The following is a 23244-nucleotide window of genomic DNA, read 5'->3' as shown; positions in this document are numbered from 1 at the left end:
GGGATTTTTCTAAAAATACAGTCCAAATTAGACAATCCCAAATAAGGGGCAGATTCTCATGACTTTAATCCAATTTCTTATTAATTTAGTTTCAATACTAATATGACACTTTTTTTTGCATGAAACCGTTATACAAATTTAAACCTATCGATTATGAAAGCTATTTTGAGTCAGTCACTTACAAGAATACTGACAACTTGTTCATTGGCACAGCTTTTGACCATTTAATAATTCACTTAAAAAGTATTCAGATTTTACTATAACTTTATTATCATTCTGACACTTTGTCAGTTGAGCTACTTACTAATTTGGAATTAAGCGCAGAATAAAATCTATTTTAAAACCATTAATTTTTTCTACAACTTCTTCAAATTATGAGTAAAATTCATCAACAGCAGCTTGCTTACGGAAATATTGTTAAACTATTGCTTCTAATTTGCTTATAAGCTCATAGCCAAAAGCACCATGCTGAATGTTACTTAATTATAATACCTTACCGCTTATCCAAATTTTTTTAGAGGGAGATTATGAGCTACAATAAAAAATTTTTTGATACACTCAGACTTGCCGAAATTTCGGATTTCGATGGGATTGAGTTGATACCTTTAGGTACAGAACAAGTTGATGACGAGAAGTTGGGCAAACTCTCAGATGAATTACCAATACTTCCAATTCGCAACATCATATTATTCCCAGGAATGGTGATTCCTATTACAGTAGGAAGACAAAAATCTGTGCGCCTTGTCAAAAAAGCATACAAAGGTGACCGTACCATTGGTGTTATTGCACAGGCCAATCCTAGCAAAGAAGAGCCTGTAGGTGACGACTTGTACAAAGTGGGAACAGTAGCACATATCCTCAAAATGATTGTGTTGCCAGGAGGAAATATTACGATTATCGTTCAAGGACGTAAGCGTTTTGAAGTAACAGAATATGTTAAAACTGAGCCTCATTTACTGGCTAAAGTAAGCTATATCGAGGATACTTTTCCAACGAAGCTGAATCGTGAAAACAAAGCTTTGGTTCAGTCGTTGCGTGAGGCAGCTGGAAAAATCTTGTTACTAAATCCTGATATTCCACGTGAGGCGCAAATAGCACTTGATAATATCGAGTCTCCAAACTTCTTGGTGCACTTCCTTTCGGCTAATATCAATGCAGAATTAGCTGAAAAACAGCAATTGCTCGAAACTTTGAGTGGTATTGAGCAAGCCCAAAACTTGTTGGAGTACATGATGAAGGATATTGATTTACTTGAACTCAAGCGAGAGATTCAAAGTAAAGCCAGTAGCGACATCGACCAACAACAAAGAGATTATTATCTACGTCAACAAATTAAGGTTCTTCAAGAAGAATTAGGCGTAGATAGTCCTGAGGCTGAAATTGATAAATTACGTGCCAAAGGTGCCAATAAGAAATGGTCAAAAGAAATCTCAGACCATTTCCAAAAAGAGTTAGGAAAGTTACAGCGTACCAACTCTATGTCGGCAGAGTACCCAATGCTCATGAATTACGTAGAGTTATTAGCTGACTTGCCTTGGAATGAGTACTCGAAGGATAATTTTGACCTAAAAAAGGCACAAAAAGTTTTAGATGCAGATCATTTTGGGCTTGAAAAAGTAAAAGAGCGTATCATCGAATATTTGGCCGTTCTGAAAATGAAAGGCAATATGAAAGCGCCAATTCTTTGTCTCTATGGACCTCCAGGAGTAGGAAAAACTTCTTTGGGGCGCTCGATTGCCAAAGCATTAGGTCGTAAGTATGTACGTATGGCTTTGGGTGGCTTGCATGATGAATCAGAAATTCGTGGGCACCGCAAAACTTATATTGGTGCAATGCCAGGCAAATTGATGCAAAATATCAAAAAGGCTGGTTCTTCAAACCCTGTATTTATTCTTGACGAAATCGATAAAGTTGGTTCTGACCACCGTGGCGATCCTTCTTCTGCTTTGTTGGAAGTACTTGATCCAGAACAAAATAGTGCTTTCTTAGATAATTACTTAGAAGTAGAATTCGATTTGTCGAAAGTTCTTTTTATCGCTACCGCCAACTCGCTAGACACGATTCACCCTGCGTTACGCGACCGTATGGAGATTATTGATATTAGTGGCTATACAATGGAAGAAAAGGTGCAAATCGGTAAAAAACACTTACTTCCAAAACAAAAAGAAGAACACGGTCTCGAAAACAAAACGATTAATGTAACCGATGGTGCACTCCAAAAAATAGTTGAAGGATATACTCGTGAGTCGGGTGTACGTAAATTGGAGCAAGAAATTGGCAAGTTGATTCGTAAAATTACCAAGGCAATTGCAATGGGCGATGATTACCCTAAAGTAATTAAGCCTGATGATGTAGTGAAATTGTTGGGAACTGAGATTTTTGATAAAGATTTATACGAAACCAACGATTTGGCAGGTGTAGTTACGGGCTTAGCTTGGACTCCTGTAGGTGGCGATATTCTCTTTATCGAATCACTATTAAGCCGTGGAAAAGGTGGAGTAACCTTGTCGGGGCAATTGGGTGATGTAATGAAAGAGTCCGCTTTGACAGCACTATCATATTTGCGTGCTCATTCGGATGAATACGGTATTGATTATCGCATTTTTGATAACTACCATTTGCATATTCACGTACCAGCTGGAGCTGTGCCAAAAGATGGACCTTCGGCAGGTATTACGATGACCACTTCCATTGCTTCGGTATTGACTCAACGTAAAGTAAAACCACACTTGGCTATGACTGGTGAAGTAACTTTACGTGGTAAAGTGTTACCAGTAGGTGGTATCAAAGAAAAGATTTTGGCAGCCAAGCGTGCAGGAATTAAAGAGATTATTCTTTGTAATAAAAATAAAAAAGACATCGAAGAAATCACGCCAGCTTATATTGCAGACCTTACCTTCCACTATGTAGATCATGTGGATGAGGTGCTGAAAATAGCTTTATTACCTGAAAAAGTTAGTAAGCCAATTGATTTTGTTTTTCCAGAAGAGAAAAAAGAAAATGTATTAGCGTAAGTAATTGAGAATCATTTTTGGGTTCAATTGCTTAACGTTTACAAAATTAAAAGTTTCCAACTTAGGCACAGAGCTCTTGACTCTGTGCCTTTTTTATTTTTGAACTAATGTCTCAAAAAGTACTTATTCTACAAGGAATTCCTGCCAGTGGGAAATCTACATTTGCCAAGGGCTTGGTCGCTAATAGCCGAGGTTTGTGGAAGCGCCTTAATAAGGATGATATGCGTGCTATGCTTGATAACAGTGAGCATTCCAAAGAGAATGAAAGCTTTGTCGAGCAACTTCGTGATATGATGTTGTTTGAAGCACTCAAGTCTGGAAAGAATGTAGTTATCGATGATACCAATCTTTGGGAAAGACCTATCGAGCGAGTGAAAAAGGTCGTGGAGCAATTTCAGAAAACACATCGTACCAAGGTAGAAATAGAAATCAAACCTTTCGACGTAGAATTAGGTACCTGTATAGAGCGTGATAGTCAGCGAGACAGTAGTGTAGGTGCTACGGTAGTTTCGAAGCTGTTTCGCCAGCATATTGTATCCAAGGAGAAACTATATACCTATTCAAATGTCGATGAGTCATTACCTTCAGCTCTTGTTTGTGAATTGGATAATGTATTGACAATAGCTCACCAGCGAAATCTACAAGACCTTTTTTTATGTGAAAATGATTTGGTACATCAACCCATCAAAGAGTTATTGGATATTTACCGAGCTAAGGATTACAAAATCATTTTGCTAACTCAACGTCCAGAAACCTACCGCCGACAAACACAAAACTGGCTTTATTATAATCGAGTCGAGTTTGATGAGTTATTAATGTATTCTTCAGGTATTAAAGGAGTTAGGTGTAAAAAAGAGTTTTATGAAGAAGAAATAGCTCTTAAGTATCAAGTAAAATTAGCTTTGGAAACACAACAAGAGGCTGTGGATTTATGGAGGCTAGAACTTCAAATTCCGTGTTTGCAGGTGGGATATGGAGATTTGTACTAAGTATTTATTTTTCATTAATACTAGATAATAAAAAAACCCTCAAACAAGTCATACTTATTTGAGGGTTTTTAAACTTATAATATACACTATTATTGATGTTCGTCTCTTAAAAGGTCGTTCACCGTTTTTACTGGGTTGAATGTAATCAATGGAACTTCTACGAAAACGGTATTCCAATCAGACATTGCACCATTCCACAAACCTGGAAGTTCTTGGGCTTTTACGTCTTTTCCGTCACGAGATTTCACGGTTACAAAACCAGTTTTGGGATCTCTAAATTGCAACAAATTGAATTTTTCGCCTTTACTATTTTTCAAACCACAAATCAAATCAACAGGGTTGAAGTGAGTTGAGTTATTGAAAATTGCTTTTTGCTCAGCACTATCCACATCGATTTGTGCAGACTCTACAATTTGCAATGAAGCTGTTCCATCTGAATTTTTACACCAGAAAGGACCACCGCCAGGTTCGCCCGTATTTTTCACCACACCACACACACGAATTGGACGATTCAATTTTGTTTTGAAATAAGCTACTTTTTGTTCATCAGAGTAGGTATCAAAGCCTACTGGAGGTAATACGCAAATTTCTTTTTCGTAAAACTCAGCCAATTCAGCCAACAACTCTGGTGTTGCACCAGCTTCAAGAGCGGCTTCAAAAGCAAAGATTTTTGATTGATAATTCAACAAAATACCAGCAAGCGCTTTCTTATAATCATAAGTAGTGCCTTTCAAACGATCAGGAACAACGTTGTCGATATTCTTGATAAATACGATGTCAGCATCAATATCATTCAAGTTTTCAATCAAGGCGCCATGACCTGCAGGACGGAACAACAGAGTATCATCTTTTTCACGGAATGGAGAATTGTCCATATTTACCGCGATGGTATCTGTTGAGCCTTTTTGTTCAGAGAAAGAAACGTTAAACTTCGTATTTAATGCTCTTTGATAGTATGGCAAGATACTTTTCGTTAAGCCTTGGAAACCAGCATTGTATTCTGGTGATACCGTAAAATGCAAGTTGGCAACACCTTCCGAAGCACCGTAATTAGCCGCCTCAATGATATGCTCCTCAAGTGGAGTACGACAGCCCTCTGGATAGGTATGGAATTTCAATAAGCCTTTTGGTAAATAACCGTAGTTTAGACCTTTTTCTGTCAAGAAATACTCTGCGATAGTTTGCTTATCTGCATCTTCTGGAATTAATTCCAATAAGTCTTTGTAGAAGGCAAATAAAGGGAGTTTTTCAAAAAACTGATCTACCGATTTATCTGCTTTGTTTTCTGTCAAGAAAGTAAAAAGGGACTTAAACATACGAGTAGCGGCTCCTGATGCAGGCACAAACTTTAATAAGTTGAGACCCGCTGAATTTTGAGCGTAGCTATCGGCATACTGCTTCACTTCTTCATCCGATAAGCGAATCACACCGTCGTTGACAGTTGCTGCTTTTTCTAGACTCATGAATGGGAATCCCGTTCTAAAGTCTTCAATTTGCTGCTCTACCGTCTCTATCGCAATGTTTTTGGATTGAATTTGTAAAAGGTCTTTTTCTGAAAACATAGTCGCTTTGGAGTAAGAGTATTTTTTAATGGGATAAAATCTATATTACTTATTTAATTGGTACTGAATTGCTGAGTTGTGGTTGGTGCAAAGCTCCAAAACAGGCATTTTTAGGGTTTTTAAACCTTTACTTCTATGGTAAAAAACTCTTCTTTCCATCAACAAATATACTTTTTTCTAGTAGAATTTAGCATAAAAGTTAGTGAGCGGTAGTTATTATCATAACTCTAAATTTATCCTGACCAAATGCTTTTTATTCTTGTAAAAGTAGAGATTCATATTCTTTTCATAGTCATAACTAGGTCAAAGATGTAGTGTACCTACTTTGATTTATTCACCAAGCTTTTGAGCAACTTTGGGTTTAGAAATGGAGACCAAACAAGCATTAATGTCATGCTTAGAAGGCCAATAGATTTTAAATATACTCATTTGTTTGGGAAGCCTACATCTACTTTTACTTTTTTTTCCTCAATAATTTATTAATCGACTTTAATTCCACCTTTGAGTACCATTTTCACCTTTCTAATGGCTTTAATATCTTGCAAAGGATTGCCTTCTACCACGACAATATCAGCCAAATTTCCTGCTTTGATTCTGCCTAGTTCTTTCAATTTAAAAACATCAGCATTGATAGAGGTACTCGAACGTAATACCTCCAGAGGTTTCATTCCATACTCCACCATCAATTCTAATTCTCGTGCATTATCGCCATGGTTAAATACGCCAACATCGCCACCCATACAAATTTTCACCCCTGATTCTAACGCTTGTTTGAAGGCTTTACGTTTAGTCACTATACGCTCAGGTTCGGGCTCTTGTCCTTTTTTCCAACCTCTATATTGTGAAATAGCATCGCCAGCAGCTAGCGTTGGGCAAAAGCAAACATCATACTGTTTCATCAAAGCAAAAACTTCTGGCGTAGCATTATCGCCATGCTCAATGGTCTTTACACCTGCCATTACGGCTCTTCGAATACCTTCCGCTGTGGAAGCATGAGCCACGACGTCTCGTCCTGAACTGCGTGCTATATCTACCACCATTTTGAGTTCTGACTCCAAAAAAGTAGGCTGAGCATCTTTGAATAAACCCCATCGATAATCCGCATATACCTTCACCACATCAGCTCCTTTGCCAATTTGGGTACGCACAGCTTTTGCCAAATTATCTACACCATCTGCCTCCTCAGCACCTTGTATGACTGATACATCCGACTGAAATCCTTTGGGACCGTAGCTTCCTGTAGTTACAAGTGCTCGACCCGCAACAAGCATACGAGGACCTTGGATTACACCTTTTTCGATAGATTGTTTCAATCCTACGTCATCATAATCTGCTCCTTCTGAACCTAAATCTCTTACCGTAGTAAAGCCAGCCAACAACGTTTTGCGAGCATGATTACCTGCTCTTAAAATACGCTCAGCACGAGATTCACGTAAGACTTGGTCATCCCATGTAACCTCGTTGTAAGGGTGTAGCAGCAAATGAGAATGCCCCTCTATGAGTCCTGGGAGCAAGGTACAGTTAGGCAGATCAATGATTTCAGTATTAGCTGGTATTTTTAAAGCTACTCCAACTGCCTCTATTCGTTGGTTATGTACCAATACTTGCCAATTAGATTGTAAGTTTTCGCCATCAAAAACTTGCTGTGGCTTCAATAAGAGCCATTTTTCTTGAGCTGATGCTTGTAGGCCTGCAACAAGCATGAATCCAGAGAGTAAAACCTTTTTTAACATTTCTTGAAATAGAGCTCTAATAGCACAAAAAGTCTTGTCAATCAGCGCTTTTAGTTTGATGAATGAGTTAGGAGTGTTTTGTAAAACACCATAATCGTAAATGTAAAAATTCTTCCTTAAAACTTCATCCTTCTACAGGCATCTTTCTGGAAAGATCTACAACAAAAAAGCCACCTCTTGCGAAGTGGCTTTCATTTGCTAGAAGCCGTCTTTGGCTTCCTCTTTTTTCTTCTCTACTTTTTTGGTCTTGTCGTCACCTTGTGCAACTTTTTTCTGCTTAGTATCCTTGACTCTGTAAGCTTCCATAAATCGCTCCACGAATGCAAGTTTTTCTTCGGCTCCAACACCTAAGAAAATATAGGAGTTTTTACCACTTCCTTTCTTCACACCTTTGGCTTTGGCGGCTACTGCATTATTGAATTCTGCATCGGATGAAATTACGCCCATTTCGCCTTTGATATAACCCAAAAAGTACCATGTGTCTTCGTTTGGAGCTAAATACAAATAGAACTCATCTCCTTCATTGGTTTTGCGCATTTCTAAATACCCATCAACTTCCGAGTTAATATCCGTTCCACCAATACTTGCCAAGCTCAGTTTCCCTGTTGAATAGAAAGCCGATTGTTGGTCAGAATAGCGTAGATTAACCTTAGAAAATACCAACGAAGTATTCAATTTGGAGTTGATAGTATGTACAGGCACGTGTTCATTTTTCAAGCGACGTTCGATGGACTCTACAGCTTTGTGACCTACCAAATTCGCCAATTTTGACATCAAGCGCTCTTTATCTTCAGGTTCATCGGCGCTGCCATTATCTCTCGAATCTAGATTGATTTTGACAATTTTATCTGATAATGCTTTTAATACTTCCGAAGGCATAGGGAAGTTGATTAATAGCATTTGGTCAAATTTGTATTTACTACTATCTATTCGAATATCAGCAAAACCTGCTCCTTGAATATAATTATTTGGCGTAAAGAAATTGAACGCTCCTTCTAGGTTTAAGGTCTTTTTCGTATCGTCATAAATATATCGGGTAGCTTCATAAGACTTTTCGGTTTCTTCAGGACCAATCTCAAATCTCGATGATTTTGAAATGTCCCTAAACTTACCATTTACTACAAAAATATTTTCGTCTTTCGCATCCGTTTTCTCTGATAAAAAGGTCGTGTATAGCCCTGTAGAAGCTGTACGGAAGTGCAAACCTGCTAGCAATTGTGTATTTATATCGCTTTTTAGTTCAGGTTGTACGTCTAGTGTTAGATTGTTGGTGCTATTGCCCTTGTATGGAATCCAACTAATTACATCTGAACGACCTTTGGTTTCGGGTTTGATAAAACCTTCCATTTTCAGGTTCTTTTCAGAAGCTGTTAAAATTACGTCGCCTTTATAAAGAATTTTTGACGAAAGATGGAATTTGTCTTTCTCATCTACTGTCGCTTTAGCCGTAGTCGTAATAGCTTTTACTTTTTTATTTTTACGGTCATCAGCACCAATTTCTTTAAAAGTAAAGTTTCCTATCTTAAGATTAAGAGTATCGCCAACCAAGTTCGGGAAACGATAGATAGCGTCGCCTTCGAAAGCATTTCTTGACAAAATTCGAATATTACCTCCAACGAGTTTATGATAACTTGTAAGCGTATCGATTTCGAGTTTGGCATTATAGAAAGTCTTCATTTCGGCATCTCGACGAATCGATACTTGTCCTTGATCAGGAATAATTTTGGCATCAGCAGACTTAATAAATGGCACTCCGCTGATATTGAGTGATTGTTTTTCTATCTCATAAAGAGCTCCCGAAGCGTTGAATGTCAAACCTTCTTGCGATGGCTCGATTGAAGTAAAGGTAGATGTTTTTATATCACCTTTCATCGTAATATTTTTCTTATTAATATCCCATTCTGCACTATTGATAGACGTGCGGTAGGCCGTATAAGGGAAATACATACTGGTAGAATCCTCGAGCTTGAGTACGGCAGGAGTTTTGATATTTACTTTACCCGTAGTCAAATTAAAATACACATTCATGTGCTTTCCAAACAAAGCTGGTTTAGCCGCCTTTAGATTACTACCTACCATTAAATTAGCTGGCTCTGCGGAGAACCCATCTTTTCCAAATTTGAAATTATCAGACTCTGTCTCTGAATCTTGGCGGTGTACTTTACCAAAACCAAACATACCCGACTGACGAACCAATAGTTTCCCTTCTAGTTTTGAAGAAGCTGCATAAAATTCAAATGAATTACCTTTGGTTTCAATCAACATGCTATCCACTTTAGGCTGCCATTTTAAAGAGTAGTTTTTAATATCTACTTTGGTAAAATAGGCTTGACCTACAGCACCCTCATTGATTTTACCGATAGTACCTGTAGCGTTGACAGAATCTTGTGTAAATACAGCTTCTTTAGCTTGAATCTGCGCCGTCAGGTGGTTGATTTCACCAGCGGTATGCAAGCCTCGTTTGTCCATTATCAATGGTTCTTCAAACTTGATAAAGCTTTTGCTATTGTAAAGCACGTATTTACCCTCCGCTACTTTGTGGCTAAACCCAAGGGTATTGTCTGGCATCGAAATCAAGGTTTCTTTAAAAGGAGGGAAGATTCCATCCGAGTAGAAGGTTCCAACAAAGTCGATATCCTTGATATTCAAACTGTCAAAATCGATACTTGGGACTTTAAAATATACCTTTTTGTTGTATGCCATTTGTCCACGATAAACATGGTCGAAATAGGCCGTAACGCCAGTAGGAACCACCAAGCGAGGGTATTCAACCAATCGCTGACGACCCGATTTGTTGTCAGGTTTGTTGATATAAATCGTCCCTGATTCGTATTTCAAATCACCACCAATTTCGGTTCTGCCACGTTTAGCAAGTTCTTTTTGAGGAATAAAGGTAATAGAGTCGATTTTATTCAATTTGACGCTAAATTCCCCATAATTAAAGGATAAGTCTTTTCCTCTAAATCTAAAATTACCAGTCTTCAACTCTCCACTAATCCCGAAGTTTCGGTCTTTGTTTACCTTAATGAGATTATCGTAAGGTGCCATGAATACATTGAGCGAATCAGACAAATAAAACTGCTTTACACCTCTAATAATCAATTGATTATCTTTTAAACTCAAGGTAGCATTTGCAGTAGTATCTTTACTACTTGTCGCATAAAGCGAAGGGATTAGTAAGTTATCATAATCTCGCTTGGTAGTTTGAACAGACAAATAATGGCTTCCTTTTCTTGAAAGTTTAATCGTTTCCACCTCTGGGTCATATTCAAAGTATCCCTTTTGCATCATGGCCAAAAACACAGGTTTTAGCGTAACTAGGTCTTTGTTGTATGCTTTTGCCAATTCAGAAAGCTTGACAGTAGTTAGATTATTCTTTTTGGCATAATTATTTACTACCACTAATGGATTAAAACTAAACGTTTCTGAAATTTTGTTGAAGCGCTCAGGATTAAAATAATCAAATGACTCAAATAGAGCAGGAACTACATTTTTAGCCACCAAAATATAAAAATCTACTTTGTGGTCACGCAAGCTCCAGCGCATAGCATCGGCAGTAATTTCTAATTTATGATAACTATCAACATAACTCGCTTCTTTAAAGCCTCCTTCGTCTACTTTACTCAATCTCAGATTTTGTTGCAGACGGTCATATACTAATTTTCCTAAAGGATGATAAATAGAGTCATTTTCGGCAAAATATCCTGTAAAAGTTGCTGCGGGGGAAGTTATCAAAGAGTCTCCTACAACAAATCTTCTTCCTGATATTTTGAAGGCTATTTTGCCATCTTTTTTCACAACAATGGTTGTATATTTATCTTGTAAAGAAGAACTCAAAATAGTACTTCCTGATAAAGCAAAACCTCCTTTGTACTCAAAATCAGCAGATTTTTTTAGAGTTGCCTCATTTTTGAAAGACATAAAACGAGGAAAGGTCGATACTACATTTTTAGGACGTTTTTTGCTCTGAAACTCAAAGACACCCTTGATAGGATTGATTAATTTATCGGCATAAGTCAAAGTCGACGACTCTGCTTTGAGCCTTGGATTACGAATATCCATACTGAAATTGTCCAGCACGGCAAAAGCCTGTGGCAAACCAACTGTCTCCCAAGTAAATTTTCCACCAGTACCAAGCAATACTCCATCTTTGATACCCAATGTAGCATTAGTCCCTATCAAAGTTGCCGAATCGCTGGCTGTAACAATAGAAAGATTGATTGTCTTGAAAACAATCGCTGGACCAGGGTTGATAAACAATGGAGCTGTTTCTTCAACCGGCGCAGGGGTTGTGCCATTGTTGCTTGGTGTGGGAGGGGCATCGTCCCAGCCATCGTTATTTGAAGGAGCAACAGAAGCAGTATTATTGTTGGTTGGCGTGGTAGTTGTATTTGAAAGCTCTACTTTTTGGTCATTAAACTGAAAACTAATACTACCATCCAACACATACAAGCGATTGTAATTGGTATAATACACAGCCTTATTACCAAACAACAATTTCGTAATTTCTATCAAGCGAAGTGTTGTTTTAGTATCGTTGCTCTCTACAGATTTGCGTAGCGTTTCGAGAAAAGCATCTAGCGTAGTGCCTGAGAGTTGACTAGTATTTGAGCCTGTCACAAAAACATCAAATAGGTTCGAAAAATGGGGAGGTTTATATCCTTTTTTGAACATAAAATTAGAAAGGCTCGCTATCTTGGTCTTTTGTGGGCTACCCAGTTTTTCGGAGTTCCATAGTTTTTCAAAGCCCTTGGCTATATTTTCGGCTTGTGGATTACCCGATACACTCAGCACATTTTGGGCATCAGCCAAAAATTCCTCTGGCTTATCTGATAGTTTTAGACCTTGACCATAGGATTTTATGGTAAAAAGTAAGCCCAGAACTAACAAAAAGTAAATTTTGAGTTTCATGGATAGTATTTTTTAGTGTTAGAGTGATTTGGAGGAATTTCTCCGAAACCATAGGTTGTTCTGGTAAAAATAACGACTTTTTCGCAAAGGTATTGCCAAGTCCGAGGATTACACAGCTTTTCGCTAAAGGACTTTGTCTTGTGATGAAAAAGGGACTTTTCGTCGAATTTTAATTACCTTCTCTTCTGAAAAAGCTAATTTTGGTAAAGTTTTTTAGCTCAAACTGAGGTAGCTCAGCTTGTGAGTTGCGAAACCTTCTTTTATCAAAGACAAAAAACAGATACTTTCGGTTGTATCGAAAGCCCGAAACCAAAACATAATTTATCATTCATTTTAATATTACACTTCATGAAAAAATTAGTAAGCCTTGTGTGCTTTCTTTGCTGGGCATTGGTGAGCCTTGGTCAAAACAGCGATAAACCCTATGTGGTTATGGTTTCATTTGACGGATTCCGTCATGACTATGTTCAGAAATACCCTGTAAAACACATCAAAAGTTTTATCAAAAAAGGTGCTGCCGCCGAAGTGATGCTTCCTTCGTATCCGAGCAAAACCTTTCCCAATCATTATACTTTAGTGACGGGCTTGTATCCAGACCATCACGGTTTGATTGATAATACTTTTTATGATGCGGGTCGCGATACCTTTTATTCAATTCGTCAGCGTGATAAAGTAGAAGACCCTTATTACTACGGAGGTTTGCCTATTTGGCAATTAGTTCAACAAAATGGGATGAAGGCAGCCTCATATTTCTGGGTAGGTTCCGAAGCTCCAATTGGTGGTCAATACCCAAGCTATTATCATCGTTTCGACGACAAAGTACCGCACCCTAAGCGTGTTCAGGCGGTGTTTGATTGGTTGAATCTACCCGAAGCTGAGCGTCCACACCTGATTACAATTTATTTTTCAATGGTCGATACGCAAGGACATGAATATGGTCCTAATGCACCTGAAACCGAAGCTGCTGTAATGGAAGCAGACAGCTTGGTAGGCATGTTGATGAATGGTTTGAAACAAATCAAATTACCAGTAAATGTTATCCTTACAGCCGACCACGGTATGTACGAAATGCAAAATCGTCCAGAGACGTTTATCATTGCCGATGATTTCTTGGAAGGATTAAATAAACAAGATTTCCTTTTTGTAAATAATAGCACACACGGCAATATTTTCTTGAAAAATAAAGACAAAGCTGACGAAATATTCAATGCAATAGCAGCAAAAGAGAAGCATTTCAAGATTTATAAAAAAGCAGATATTCCAGAAAAACTACATTTCAATACCAACGCTCGTATTGGTGATATGCTATTGGTAGTAGAGCCTGGTTATGGTTTTTACAACAAAGAATCTCTCGCTAAAAAACCAGAAAAACGTAAAGTTTGGGGCGTACACGGATTCGACCCAACAGCTTGTCCAGAAATGGGAGCGATTTTCTATGCTAACGGTCCAAATATCAAGAAAGGAGTAAAAATTCCTACCTTCCAAAATATTCATGTATATCCATTTATTGCACAGCTTTTAGGCATTAGTACCCCTCCAATCGACGGAGATCCTAAAGTTTTACAAGGGATAATTAAGAAATAAGTGTTGCGATTTTTGTAGAGAGACGATGGTGTCTTTCTCTTTATTAAGGTTCTGTATTGGTAGATTCAGTTTTCTACTAATGCAGAGCCTTTTTATTTTCAGACCACTAATATTCTTTGATAATAAAAGGCGCTAACGTTCGTTCGAATTCAAATCATTGTATTCTATACATTCACAAAAATAGTTTATGAAAACACTTATTGTTGAAGGAGGAGGCATGAGAGGCGTGTACTCTGCGGGCGTTCTTCAAGCATTTCAAGAGCAGGGTTATAATCCATATAGTCTGTACATCGGCATTTCTGCGGGCTCCTGTAATATTTCTTCCTTTCTGGCTCAACAACAACATCGAGATTATAGGTCATACTCTTGGCTGATGAGTAGCAAAAATTTCATTTCTTTCAAAAATGTATTACAAGGCAAAAGCTTTATGAATCTGGACTGGTTATGGGAGGTTAATCAGAAATACAATCCAATTGATGTTGAAGGCGCATTTTCTTATTTGAGTCAAAATAGTAAGAAGTTTCTTGCGGTAGTTTCTAATTTAGAAATTGGTTTACCAGACTATGTTCAACCAACATTAGGCAATTGGATGGAAGTGCTGAAGGCCTCTTGTGCCATTCCTGTCTTTTATAAAAATAAGATTTTGATAGATGGAATCCAATATGTAGATGGAGGACTTACAGACCCACTTCCGATTAAAAAAGCTATTGAAATGGGCTCAACCGAAATTTTGGTCATACGTAGTCAAGAGTTTTCTTATGTAAAAAAACAAAGTTTTAAAACCATTATTGGCAGTAAGTTCTTTGCAAAGCATAAAGCCCTCAAGGAATTAATGTTAAGTCACCCTACTGTTTACAATGCGCAAGTTGAAGCATTAAGAGCCAACTATCAGAATATTAAAATACATGAAATTTGTCCGAAAGACTTAAAAATGGGCGGGCTGACAAAAGATAAATCTTTAATTGAATATACTTATCAACAAGGTATCAACGACGGAATGAAGTATTTACTAGAGCAAAAAGCTATATAATTATCATACGTTGTATTATAAAATCATATTTTTATTTGGGTAACCGACTTGGAGACGTAAAGCATTGCATTTCTACCATTTTATATACCGAAACATAAGTCATTCCGACTTTAGTGATTGAGCGCATGAGTGATTATTTTAAAATTTGTATTCTAGCTGTAGAGACGCAATGATTGCGTCTTAAGCCAAGTCATATCTAGCAAAGTTTTATCAAAAAAGGCGTTCGAAAAACTAATTTCGAACGCCTTTTTGATATATAATATATTTCAAAATGACACCTTTTAGACGCAAAGCATTGCGTCTCTACTAGCTAAAAATAGTCACTCAATTACTAAACCCATATTCATTGCAAACCTACTGATTATCAGTACTTAACTAGCAACAAATAAAAGATATTGAACTTGGAATAACGGATTACGGAAATATAGAAAAACCTTCTCTTGGAAAAAATAAAATAGTACTTCCGAAATCCAACATCTGCAATCTGAAATAACCAATTACTCTCTTTCAAAAACAACTGATGCCCAGTTATTCTTGGTATCAAAAAAGGTCTTTTTCAAACCCGCTTCGTTAGCTACTTGCTCAATATCTGCGATGTCATGCTCATAAAAACCACTTACTACCAAATAAGCTTTTGGCAACATAAACGTCACATATTTCGGAATATCACGCATTAAAATATTACGATTGATATTTGCCAACACGATGTCATACAAATCCGCAGGTTCGTCGTCGATTGTTCCTTGTCTTACCACTACACCTTCACAATGGTTCAACTCCACATTCTCACGTGAATTTTCGGCAGCCCATTCTTCAATATCAAAAGCTGACACATAGCTAGCACCTAGTTTGGCTGCCATAATTGCCAAAATACCCGTTCCACAACCCACATCAAGTACTTTTTTGCCTTGGTGCTCATCTGCCAATTGTGAGCCTTGAATACCCAAAACCATCGAAGTAGTTTCGTGGTGACCCGTACCAAATGACATTTTAGGATTAATGACAATATCAAAACGATGTTGGTCGTCTGGTTCGTGGAAACTCGCACGCACACGCACCAAACCATTTACACTGATAGGTTCGTAGCTTTTTTCCCACTCCTCATTCCAGTTTTTCTTTTCGAGCGTGCTGTAGCTATAACTAATAGGAGTCATGGCTAAGTATCTTTCCATGATTTCGTCTACAGCTTCTTCCGAAAACAAATCTTCAGTAACATAGGCATTCAAGCCATAGCTTTCTTCGGTAAAAGTTTCGAAACCGATTTCGCCAAGCTCGGCCATAAAAATATCTGCAAATTCTGGATTTACAGTGAGTTTCAGTTCTATATAGTTCATTACGATATGATGAAAATACGTCTGATTTGACGTTTCAATTTTTTACAAAGGTAGTGGTTTTTAGAAAATCGCAGATGCTCCAAAGCCTATTACAACAAAAAAGCCTCCCGAAGGAGGCTATTCTCAAATTTCATGCTCGTTATTACGCTACTTGGTCAAGCTTGAGGCGAAGAGTTTCAACACCACGGTGAATATTGTTATTCACCGATTGATAGTTAATACCCATCTTTTCGGCAATTTCCTGGTTCCCCATTTTATCGAAGTAACGCATTTTGAGTGTTTCCCAAACACGTGGTGACAAGTCTTGTACAGCTTTTTCCAAACGTTGGAAAGTTGCTTCACGCTCATCGCTATCGTGCTGATAGTAAAAGGCATCCTTTTCGAATTCATACGTCAGCTCTGGTGAATCATCGAAAGAATAACTATTGCGTGATTCGGCCACACGACGTACTAGCTCATGCCTAAGAGAGGTTTTAAGGTAAGGTTCTATATTGTCAGTGTCCGAAAGGAACGTCCTACGATTCCAAAGGTTAAGGAATAAATCATGAACTGCATCCATTACCTGCTCGGTATCCATCGAGATTTTGTTGCCATAGCGAATCAAAACCTTGTAGTACTTCAAATACACCAACTGAAACGCATGGGCATCACCAGACTTAAACTGTTGCCATAAGGTAAGGTTTTCGTGAGCAGTTAATTTTTTCATAGGACAATAATTTTACACAAGGGACACAACAAGTTCTAGTTTAGTAATATATCACATATAAAAATTTTCGATTATACTATTTTGTCGTATATACCCAAAACCAGTATTATAATTTCGACTTTTTACTAAATAATTTTAAATAGAATAAAACGAAGATATTTTGGTAAGATTTCTTTACAAAATGACTAAAAAAAAATGAATAAAACTTTTCGTTAATTAGTAGTTTCTGATACTATATTGGCATATATATAGTATTTTTATAAAATATATCAATAATTTACTCACAATGAAGCCTCTTTTTCGTAAAGTTCAGGTAGGGCCAGAGCAATCTTTTAGCATACGCCAAGATGCAGTGCCTTATTTCTATAGTCACTGGCATTATCACCCCGAAATCGAAATTGTACATATCCTAAATGGTACAGGAATGTTATTGGTTGGCGATGGTGTGAGTAATTATCGTGAAGATGATTTGATTATTGTTGGCGCTAATGCACCGCATTTTTTTAGAAGCGACCCGCAATATTTTGAGCAAAGTATGGATTTACTTTCCAAATCGAATGTGATTCACTTTGATCCCAATTTTTTGGGCGAAACTTTCATGAAATTACCTGAGGCGGTAAGTTTGAGCGATTTATTTTCGAGAATTCGAAAAGGAATGATGATTCGGGGCGAAGCTCGTGACCAAGCAGGTGTACTGATTGACCAAATGCGACAGTCGTCGGGTATCGACCGTGTGATTTTACTGCTAAAAGTCCTTAAAATATTTGCTGGAGCTACTGATTACACTTACGTTTCTCAAACTGAAGGCACGGCCAGTTTGGACGAACAGAATACCAAACGTATTGACCAGATTTTTTCTTTTTCTCTCAATAATTTTACGAGAGATATTACTTTGCAGGAAGTGGCAGAAGTAGCCAATATTAGTGTCAATTCTTTTTGTAGATATTTCAAAACGCATACTCGCAAAACTTATTTCCAGTTTTTGCTAGAACTGCGTATTGGTCATGCCTGTAAACTATTGGCAGAAGAAAAACTAAGTATATCCCAAATCGCCTATGAAAGTGGGTTCAATAATCTATCGCACTTCAATCGTACTTTCAAAAGTATCATGAAAATGCGCCCTAATGAATATCAGCAGTTGTATAAGGTGTAGGAGGAATGACGAATTGAGAATGAGTGAATTGTGAATTTATTAGTATTTCTCAGTTTACTTTATACACTTTGATAGTTAAAATATAAACTTGTATATCTGTCAAAAATTTAACTTTAGCCTCGTATTCAAATTTCTGACATTCACAATTCACTCATTCAAAATTCACAATTAATAGTTATCCCGCCCAATTTTCTCTATCTAGGCTTCGGTATTGGATAGCTTCGGCGATGTGTTCGGTTTGGATGTTTTCGGTACCTGCCAAATCGGCAATCGTACGTGCTACACGCAAAATACGGTCGTAGGCACGCGCAGAAAGTTGGAGTTTTTCCATAGCTCGCTTGAGCAACAAAACGCCTACAGGTTCAAGCACACAAACTTCCTTTACCATTTGCGATGGCATCATCGCATTTGAATGTATTGCAGGATAATCTTTAAAACGCTCGGTTTGTATCGTTCTGGCCTTGATTACTCTTGCTCTTATCTCTTCGCTAGTTTCAGTTTTGCGAGTAGACGATAGTTGGTCAAAATTGACAGGCGTTACCTCCACGTGTAAATCGATACGGTCGAGGAGTGGACCTGAGATTTTATTCAAATATTTTTGTACTGTTCCCGGAGGACAACTACATTCTTTTTCGGGATGATTATAGTAGCCACAGGGACAAGGATTCATACTTGCTATCAACATAAAATTAGACGGAAACTCGACCGCCCATCTTGCTCTCGAAATACTTACTTTTCTTTCTTCCAAAGGTTGACGCATTACCTCTAATGCAGACTTTTTGAATTCGGGTAATTCATCCAAAAACAAAACGCCATTATGTGCTAGCGATATTTCACCGGGCTGGGGATTTGAGCCTCCACCCACCAAAGCGGCATCCGAAATGGTATGATGAGGCGAACGATACGGTCGAGTAGAAATCAGGGTAGCTTTTGTACCTAGCTTACCAGCCACCGAATGAATCTTGGTCGTTTCGAGAGCTTCTTGTAAAGTGAGTGGAGGCAAAATCGTTGGCAGACGTTTGGCTAGCATAGTTTTCCCTGCTCCAGGAGGTCCAATCATAATGGCATTATGACCACCAGCAGCGGCTATCTCAAGCGCACGTTTGATATTTTCTTGCCCTTGTACATGCGAGAAATCGACATCGTAATCATTTTGAGAATGAAAAAATATGTCTCTCGTATCTGTTATAGTAGGTTTTATTTCAAGGCTTCCTTTCAAAAAACCGATAGCTTCACCGATATTTTTAACCCCTATAATATCCAGATTATTCACAATCGAGGCTTCTGAGGCATTTTCGACAGGTAAAATAAAACCTTTATATCCTTGCTTACGTGCTTCAATAGCAATTGGCAAAACACCTTTAATCGGTCGTAAAGCGCCATCCAATGCCAATTCACCCATAATGACATAATCTTCCAAGACAGGTAAATGTGCTTGTTCGGAGGCATGAATTACGCCCAAAGCAATCGGTAAATCGTACGCAGAGCCTTCTTTTCGAATATCAGCAGGTGCCAAATTTACCACCACCTTGGTCCGTGGAAAAAAATAGCCTGTTTGTTTAATAGCAGATTCGACTCGGTGAGCAGATTCTTTCACGGCTCCATCAGGTAGACCCACGATAAAAAATCCTTGTCCTTGACCTTCACTTACCTCAACGGTAATAATAGTAGCATCTACGCCATGAACGGCGCTTCCATAAGTTTTAGCAAGCATGATTAAAATGTTAGGTAAAGTGATAGATGTATATATGAGTGTTGAGTTCTGAGTATAAATTTATGATAAGTATTAATTCTTAATACGCTTTAGGCGTTAGGCAAAAAAACTTTACTTATTCTGAAAAATACTTTTTAACTTTTAGCCTATGGCATAAAGCCTGTAGCTTAATGCGGGTAAAACTAAGTTAATTTTGCCCACTAAATTTCATATCATTAATTCATCAAACTTAATTTCACACGATTACTTGTTCATTTAGTTATTGAGTGGATTGTGATTGAGTGATTATTTCTAAAAGACCACAATACAGAGGAAACTATATCTTTTTACAGATAAAAATTAATAAAAAATCACTCATTCAATCACTCAATTATTCTTTCGACCAATGTACAATGATTTTCGAGTACGGTTAATTCTATTTCTCGGCCTACAGGCATAGCCCAGTTTTCGGGTTCGTGCCCGACTGGAAAACCATAGGAGCGAGGATATTCATATTCAGTAACGGCTTCTTCGACGATTTCATAAGCTGTTTTTCCATAGATAGAAGGGTCGTCAGATAGATTAGAAAAATGTCCTACTATCAAACCTGCTAGTTCGGCCAACTGCCCAGTACGCTTAAGCTGAATCATCATGCGGTCGAGTGCGTAATGATATTCTCCAACATCTTCTAGAAATAGAATTTTACCGCTTAAGTTCACCTCCGACCTAGAACCTATCAAATGCACCATCAACGCCAAATTACCCCCAACTAACTGCCCTTGTGCTTTTCCTTTATGATTCATAGGATGGCTTGGTACCTGATAAGATACAGGTTTCCCAAATAACACGTCTTTGAGTGATTCCAAACTTTGTGCTCCACCTTCTTGCAAAAACAATTTAGGCATTACACCATGGATACTTTCGACACCCAAACAAAAAGCATGACAAAGCACCGCCGTAATATCAGAAAAACCAATCAACCATTTTGGGTTTTCTAAAAAATCATCAAAATTGATTTGGTCTAAAATTCTAGCACTTCCATAACCTCCTCTTGCCGAAAAAATCGCTTTGATGGATGGATTATCTAACATTTGTTGAAAATCTCTCGCACGAACTTCATCGGTTGCTGCATATTGATTATAGCTTGTTTTCAATGACTCCCCCAAAACAACCTTGAGTTCCCATTCTGTTTCCATATAAGCAATTGCTGCTTCTAAATCTTCAAAAGCGACTTTCCACGCCAATGCCAATACTCCTACGGTATCGCCTTTTTTCAAAAATGGAGGTTTTTGCATCTAATTATTCAATCTAAATTTTACCGTTTACACAAGATGTAAATTTACAAAATTCTAAAGAGATACAAATATTTACTCTTCAGGAAACAATTCGCTGGCCAATGGCACTGGATTTGTCTCTGATAATTTACTCAAATCCAAGACTACGTGACCACTACTATCTATTTCACCAAACATTGAAACAAACTTTTGTCCAAATATTACCTCCTCGGCATGATATGAGCTACGAGAATGAACTGTCTGATTGAAGGTATCTTCGGTTCCTTTTATCAAAATCAAAAACTCTGCATGTTTTTCAAGAAGCTCTTCTTGACTCATACCAAACAACGGGCTTTCATCGGTAATAGGATGAACGATTGTCCAACTGCCAGGAAAGAAATTTACTTGACTACGCTCCAAATGCAAGCGATTATAAGAGCGTGTTTTTCTGCCATGTTCATCTTTTTGAAGCATCGATAAATTAACTTCTACCGACAAATCAATTATTTGGTTATCTCGAGCGTTTACGATACGAAACATCAAACCTGTCATATCCAAATAGGGTGCTACAACAGCTTTATCAGAGTATAAAATATGAGCAATAGGACGAGAAAAACGTCCATACAATAACCCCGTAGCAATCGCAAAGCCCATTAGTCCCAACAGCGACTCTAACGATGCGACGGTACTCATCAATAAGCCTGTTGGGGCAATACGTCCGTAACCAACCGTGGTAAGAGTTTGGGCTGAAAAGAAAAAAGCATCCATAAATCGCATAGTAGGCGTGCTCATGTCAGCTCCTTGAAGGTGCTCCATTCCGATGACATTATACAGTCCTGCGAATAGCAGATTGACCACCATAAAATACACAACCACTATCATAAAAAATTGAGGCCATGTACATGTAATCAGTTCATGATATATATTGATACGGTCGAGAATAGAAGAGCCAACCCTTTTGACATTAAAACTTCCGTCTCGATTGACCAATCGTTGGGCTTCGCCTACTTGTTTGCCAAAACCAAGTTCTTGTCTACTTTCTTCCTGTTTGAGGTATTTATCGTTTTTATAGCGTAATAAAGCCATATATGTGTATGTTGGAAAGGGATTTTTATAGCTAACATATTTTGAAGTCCAAATCGTTTCGTAATTTTAGAGAAGACCCTTGTAACCTTCAAAACCCTATAATACTTTTTTTTTCTTCAACGAATTTCAATAACTTCCGAATAGGTTCCTACCTCAGAGCATCATAAATATTTACCAATAAACAATTTAACAAATATTATCCAATGAACTCACGTCGTGACTTTCTCAAAACGTTTGCTGCTGCCAGCGGTGTAATGGCTCTTGCGCCAGATATGTTAGCTGCTTCTGAAGCTAGCAAAAAACTTTTCTTCGAAATTTCTTTGGCCGAGTGGTCTTTGCACAAAGCGATTTTTGGTGGACAAATGACCAACCTCGATTTTCCTGTAAAAGCTCGTAAAGATTTTGGTATCGGTATTGTAGAATACGTAAATACTTGCTTTAAGTCATCTACCAAAGATTTTAAAGAAAATGGGAAAGATAGCGCTTACTTGAAAGAATTGTTGATGCGTTGCAACGATAACGGAGTCAAAAATCACCTAATCATGTGCGATGCCGAAGGCGACATGGGGGATTCGGATGAAAAGAAAAGATTACAAACGGTAGATAATCATAAAAAATGGGTAGAAGCTGCTAAATTTTTGGGCTGTAAAACCATTCGTGTAAATGCAGGAGGTAAAGGCTCTGCCGAAGAAGTAGCAAAAAATGCAGCCGACGGCTTGGCTAAACTTAGTGAGTTTGCAGCTACGATGAAGATTAATGTTATTGTAGAAAACCACGGAGGATATTCGTCAAATGGTGAATGGCTTACTGGCGTTATGAAGGCCGTAAACATGAAAAACTGCGGTACATTGCCAGACTTTGGTAATTTCTGTATCAAGCGTGATGCTGCCAACTGGAGAACTTGCATAGAAGAATACGACCGTTATAAAGGTGTAAAAGAATTGATGCCTTTTGCCAAAGGAGTAAGCGCCAAAAGTAATGTTTTTGATGCCGATGGCAATGAACGCAATATGGATTACGTTCGTTTGATGAAAATTGTCAAAGAAGCTGGCTTTAAAGGTATCGTAGGTATCGAATTTGAAGGTGAAGAGCTGAGCGAAGACGAAGGAATTAAGGCTACATTAAAATTACTCCAAAAAGTGGGAGGAATCTTGAGTTAAGCCTGTAACTTTGTA

The 23244-nt window shown here is 37.9% G+C and carries 14 protein-coding genes; 6 read left to right on the top strand and 8 right to left on the bottom strand.

Annotated elements, in window-relative coordinates:
* Positions 1–527 precede the first annotated feature (527 nt).
* On the top strand, positions 528–3014 hold the full coding sequence (gene lon / locus QM481_RS08775; protein WP_166552596.1) for an endopeptidase La: 2487 nt from the start codon (positions 528–530) through the stop codon (positions 3012–3014).
* Between the two features lie 107 nt (positions 3015–3121).
* Positions 3122–4003 carry a phosphatase domain-containing protein gene (locus tag QM481_RS08770; protein ID WP_283381458.1) on the top strand — a complete coding sequence of 294 codons (882 nt, stop codon included), beginning with the start codon at positions 3122–3124 and terminating at the stop codon, positions 4001–4003.
* 89 nt (positions 4004–4092) lie between these two features.
* Here the strand turns inward: QM481_RS08770 and QM481_RS08765 are convergent, their stop codons facing one another.
* From QM481_RS08765 to QM481_RS08755, 3 genes are all read right to left on the bottom strand, one after another.
* Complete coding sequence (locus QM481_RS08765) at positions 4093–5565, bottom strand: DUF4301 family protein (protein WP_283381457.1); 1473 nt, start codon at positions 5563–5565, stop codon at positions 4093–4095.
* A gap of 479 nt (positions 5566–6044) precedes the next feature.
* The gene (locus QM481_RS08760) at positions 6045–7298 is read right to left on the bottom strand and encodes a metal-dependent hydrolase family protein (protein WP_374760888.1); all 1254 of its coding nucleotides are present in this window, start codon (positions 7296–7298) and stop codon (positions 6045–6047) included.
* 198 nt (positions 7299–7496) lie between these two features.
* The gene (locus QM481_RS08755) at positions 7497–12209 is read right to left on the bottom strand and encodes a hypothetical protein (RefSeq protein WP_283381456.1); all 4713 of its coding nucleotides are present in this window, start codon (positions 12207–12209) and stop codon (positions 7497–7499) included.
* 348 nt (positions 12210–12557) lie between these two features.
* Between QM481_RS08755 and QM481_RS08750 the strand changes: the two genes are divergently transcribed.
* Together QM481_RS08750 and QM481_RS08745 are read left to right on the top strand one after the other, a co-directional pair.
* Positions 12558–13793, top strand: coding sequence for an alkaline phosphatase family protein (locus tag QM481_RS08750; RefSeq protein WP_283381455.1), 1236 nt, complete (start codon positions 12558–12560; stop codon positions 13791–13793).
* Between the two features lie 187 nt (positions 13794–13980).
* Positions 13981–14823 (top strand): patatin-like phospholipase family protein, encoded by an 843-nt coding sequence (locus tag QM481_RS08745; protein ID WP_283381454.1) that lies wholly within the window; start codon positions 13981–13983, stop codon positions 14821–14823.
* Between the two features lie 497 nt (positions 14824–15320).
* Here the strand turns inward: QM481_RS08745 and prmA are convergent, their stop codons facing one another.
* On the bottom strand, positions 15321–16157 hold the full coding sequence (prmA, locus tag QM481_RS08740; protein WP_166552589.1) for a 50S ribosomal protein L11 methyltransferase: 837 nt from the start codon (positions 16155–16157) through the stop codon (positions 15321–15323).
* 142 nt (positions 16158–16299) lie between these two features.
* Complete coding sequence (locus QM481_RS08735) at positions 16300–16863, bottom strand: RNA polymerase sigma factor (RefSeq protein WP_166552588.1); 564 nt, start codon at positions 16861–16863, stop codon at positions 16300–16302.
* 286 nt (positions 16864–17149) lie between these two features.
* Between QM481_RS08735 and QM481_RS08730 the strand changes: the two genes are divergently transcribed.
* The gene (locus QM481_RS08730; RefSeq protein WP_166552587.1) at positions 17150–18016 is read left to right on the top strand and encodes an AraC family transcriptional regulator; all 867 of its coding nucleotides are present in this window, start codon (positions 17150–17152) and stop codon (positions 18014–18016) included.
* Positions 18017–18191: 175 nt separating this feature from the next.
* Here QM481_RS08730 and QM481_RS08725 read toward each other — a convergent pair whose 3' ends face one another.
* From QM481_RS08725 to QM481_RS08715, 3 genes are all read right to left on the bottom strand, one after another.
* The gene (locus QM481_RS08725) at positions 18192–19730 is read right to left on the bottom strand and encodes a YifB family Mg chelatase-like AAA ATPase (protein ID WP_166552586.1); all 1539 of its coding nucleotides are present in this window, start codon (positions 19728–19730) and stop codon (positions 18192–18194) included.
* Positions 19731–20092: 362 nt separating this feature from the next.
* Positions 20093–21004 (bottom strand): S66 peptidase family protein, encoded by a 912-nt coding sequence (locus tag QM481_RS08720; RefSeq protein ID WP_283381453.1) that lies wholly within the window; start codon positions 21002–21004, stop codon positions 20093–20095.
* Positions 21005–21076: 72 nt separating this feature from the next.
* Positions 21077–22069, bottom strand: coding sequence for an ion channel (locus tag QM481_RS08715; RefSeq protein WP_283344983.1), 993 nt, complete (start codon positions 22067–22069; stop codon positions 21077–21079).
* 203 nt (positions 22070–22272) lie between these two features.
* Here QM481_RS08715 and QM481_RS08710 point away from each other — a divergent pair, with 203 nt between their 5' ends.
* Positions 22273–23229 (top strand): TIM barrel protein, encoded by a 957-nt coding sequence (locus QM481_RS08710; RefSeq protein ID WP_283381452.1) that lies wholly within the window; start codon positions 22273–22275, stop codon positions 23227–23229.
* Positions 23230–23244 lie beyond the last annotated feature (15 nt).

This window comes from Flectobacillus rivi (assembly GCF_030056655.1).
Classification (GTDB): domain Bacteria; phylum Bacteroidota; class Bacteroidia; order Cytophagales; family Spirosomataceae; genus Flectobacillus; species Flectobacillus rivi.
This window is presented reverse-complemented; position numbering and strand designations above follow the sequence as displayed.